This window comes from Actinomycetospora sp. (assembly GCF_036497245.1).
In the GTDB taxonomy this organism is placed as follows: domain Bacteria; phylum Actinomycetota; class Actinomycetes; order Mycobacteriales; family Pseudonocardiaceae; genus Actinomycetospora.
Genome location: NZ_DASXJS010000070.1, coordinates 1 through 3,483, shown reverse-complemented (window position 1 = coordinate 3,483; position 3,483 = coordinate 1). Strand labels below are relative to the sequence as shown.

At 72.7% G+C, this 3,483-nt stretch carries 2 protein-coding genes and 1 pseudogene; all 3 read right to left on the bottom strand.

Features of this window, described 5'->3' with window-relative positions; translation table 11 throughout:
* Positions 1-1,056 (bottom strand): NADH-quinone oxidoreductase subunit N (locus VGI02_RS07680; protein ID WP_331626705.1); only part of this gene is annotated, 1,056 nt, incomplete at its 3' end.
* Complete coding sequence (locus tag VGI02_RS07675) at positions 1,053-2,759, bottom strand: complex I subunit 4 family protein (protein WP_331626704.1); 1,707 nt, start codon at positions 2,757-2,759, stop codon at positions 1,053-1,055. The genes VGI02_RS07675 and VGI02_RS07680, both read right to left, overlap by 4 nt.
* Positions 2,756-3,483 (bottom strand): annotated as a pseudogene (locus tag VGI02_RS07670) (NADH-quinone oxidoreductase subunit L); the annotation flags it as partial. The pseudogene VGI02_RS07670 and the gene VGI02_RS07675, both read right to left, overlap by 4 nt.

Genomic DNA, 3,483 nt, shown 5'->3' with positions numbered 1-3,483 from the left:
GACGGCCCAGAGCACCCCGCGCCATTCCAGCACCGTGGTGCCGAACGCGACGCTGAACACCCGCAGGATCGCGCCGAACGCCGCGACCTTCGTGCAGGCCGCCATGAACGCGGTCACCGGGGTCGGGGCGCCCTGGTAGACGTCCGGGGTCCAGGTGTGGAACGGGCCGACCGACGCCTTGAACATCAGCCCGACGACGAGCAACGCGAGCCCGCCGAAGAGCAGCGTGTCCGAGCGGAGCGCCCCGCCGGCGGCCGCGGCGATGTCGGAGAGCCGGACCGAGCCCGCGTAGCCGTAGAGCAGGGCCACGCCGTAGAGGAAGAAGGCCGAGGCGAAGGCGCCGAGCAGGAAGTACTTGACCGCCGCTTCCTGGGAGAGCACCCGGCGACGGCGGGCGAGCCCGCACAGTAGGTAGAGCGGCAGGCTGAGCACCTCGAGCGCGACGAACATCGTCAGCAGGTCGTTCGCCGCGCAGAACGCGAGCATGCCGCCCAGCGCGAAGAGCACGAACGGGAAGACCTCGGTGTGCATCTCGGGCGGCGGCCCGGTGGCCGCGCGGGACGACGGGCCGCGGCCGTTCCCGTCGCCGTCGGAGCCGCCCGCGCCGACCGTGACGGGCGTGCGCGCCTCGGCCCGCTCCTGGGCCTCGGCCAGTGCCTCGGGGTCGGCGACGAACGCGCCGCCCGCCTCGATCGACCGGTCCGCGATCATCAGGACCGAGGGGATGGCGAGGGCGAGCAGCGTGCCCCACAGGAACAGGCTCACACCGTCCACCGACAGCGACCCGGCGAGCACGACCGTGGCCGGGGCCCCGCTCGTCGCCCGCACGACCACGACGACCAGCGCGACGGCGATCGCGGCGAGGGTGAGCACCAGCTGCGCGCGGGCACGGCGGGCCAGCGGGACGAACGCCTCGACGAGCACCGAGAGGCAGGCGACGCCGAGGATGATGAACAGCGGCGCGAGGGCGCCGTAGTCCACCCCCAGGGCACCGGAGAGCGAACCGCTGCCCTGGGTCGGGAGCCCGGGCAGCGCTGAGATCACTGTGGCCGTCATCGGGCGACTCCGTTCGGGCCGACCGGGTCCGCGACGCCGACCTCGCTCATGGTGGCGGAGACCGCCGGGTTGATGATGTTCAGGACCGGCTGCGGGAAGAACCCGAGCAGGAAGATCAGCAGCACCAGCGGGGCGAGGACGCCGATCTCGCGTCCGGTCAGGTCCCCGAAGCGGGCGCGGCTCCGGGCCGAGGCGTCGTCCTCGAGCATGTCGCGCAGGCCGCCGTCGGTCGGCTCGGCCACACCCCCGGACGACAGGGCCGCCGCGGAGGCCGCGCCGGGCCCGCCGCCGAGCACGGCCTCGCCGCGCAGCGGACCGGTCATGGTGCGCTGGAAGACCCAGAGCACGTAGAGCGCGGCGAAGATGATCCCGACGGTCGCGATCACCGTGTACACCGGTTCGCGGGGCCAGGCGCCGAGCAGGACGAGGAACTCGGAGACGAACGAGTTCGTGCCGGGCAGCGAGAGCGTCGTCAGACCGGCCAGCAGGAAGAGCCCGGAGAGCACCGGCGCGATCCGGCCGACCCCGCCGTAGTCGGCGATCCGGGTCGACCCGCCGCGCGCGGCGAGCATGCCGACGACGAGGAAGAGCATCGCCGTCGAGATGCCGTGGTTGACCATGTAGAGCGCGGACCCGGCGAGCGCCTGCTGCGAGAACGCGAAGATCCCGAGCCCGATGAACCCGAAGTGAGCGATCGAGGTGTAGGCGACGAACCGCTTCATGTCGGTCTGCATCGCGGCGAGCAGCGCCCCGTAGATCACCCCGATGACCGAGAGCACGAGGACCAGCGGGGCGAGGGACTGCGAGGCCAACGGGAACAGCGGCAGGCAGTACCGCAGGAACCCGAAGACGCCGACCTTGTCCAGGACACCGACGAGGATGACGCCGCCGCCGACCGGGGCCTCCGCACCGGCGTCGGGCAGCCAGGTGTGCAGCGGGACCAGCGGCGCCTTGATGGCGAACGCGGCGAAGAACCCGAGGAAGAGCGGGATCTGGGTGGACAGCGGCAGCTGCGAGGCCAGGTGCTGCAGCGTCACCCAGTCGAAGCTGGCCTGGCCCAGCCGGGTACCGCTCGCGACATAGATCCCGATCACGGAGCCGAGCATGATCAGGCCGCCGAGGAACGAGTACAGGAAGAACTTCACCGCCGCGTACTGCCGCCGGGCCCCGCCGAAGCGCCCGACGATGAAGTACATCGGGACGAGCATGACCTCGAAGAGCACGTAGAACAGGAAGACGTCGGTCGCGGCGAACAGCGCGACCAGCACGCCCTGCAGGGCGAGCATCAGGGCGACGAAGCCGCCGGCACCGCGGCCCTCGGGGAACCGCCCCGTGCCGCCCGGTCCCGTCGCCGCGCCCGCCTCGGAAGCACGGGTGAACGACGTGTAGGCGATCACGATCGGCACCAGCACGGCCAGCAGCGCGATCATCGCGAGCGCGATGCCGTCGATGCCCAGCGAGAACCGGGTGCCGAACGACGGGATCCAGGCGACCGAGAGCTCGCCCTGGAACCGGGTCGGCGCCGAGGGCACGAACATCGCCCACACCACCGCGACGAGCACCAGTTCGACGAGCGAGACGGCGAAGCCGATCGCCTTCGCGGCGGCGTCGCCGCCCGCGGGTCCGCCGCCGCGGACGAGCACGCCGCACACCGCCGCCCCCACCAGCGGGAGCAGCACGAGGATCAGGACGAGGGCACTCACGGGAGCGTCACCGCCAGCAGTGCCGCGACGAGCACGAGGGAGCCTCCCAGCATCGTCAGTGCGTACGAGCGCACGAATCCGGTCTGGGTGCGCCGGGCCCGGCCCGACGCACCGCCGAGGAGAGCCGCGGTGCCGTTGACGGCGCCGTCGACCCCCCGGTTGTCGAGGTAGACCAGCGCCCGCGAGAGCCAGAGGCCGGGGCGGGCGATGAGCCCCTCGTTGATCGTGTTGGCGTACAGGTCCGCGCGGGCGGCCCGCACCGGCAGCGAGACCCGTGCCGGACGCACCACCGGAACCGGCCTGCGCCCGAACAGCAGGTAGGCGGTCCCGGCGCCGACGAGCATCAGCACCGACGCGATGCCGGGCACGAGGCCCGTCGGGATGACCGTGTCGGACACCTCGCTGACCGGCCCGATCGCCGGCTCCAGCCAGCCGCCGAGGCGCTCGCCGATGACGAGGAACGCGCCCGCGCCCACCGAGCCGACCGCCAGCAGGATCATCGGCACGGTCATCCCGGCCTGCGACTCGTGCGGGTGGTAGCCGTGCTCGTGACCGGCTGGCGGTGGCGCCTCGCCCTCCACCGTCGGATCCCAGGGCACCGCGCGCGGCGTGAGCTCGCGCCAGCGCTCGGCGCCGAAGAACGTCATGAGCATCAGGCGCGTCATGTAGAACGCGGTCAGTCCGGCCGCGAGCAGCGCCGCGCCGCCGAGCAGCCAGCCGCGCA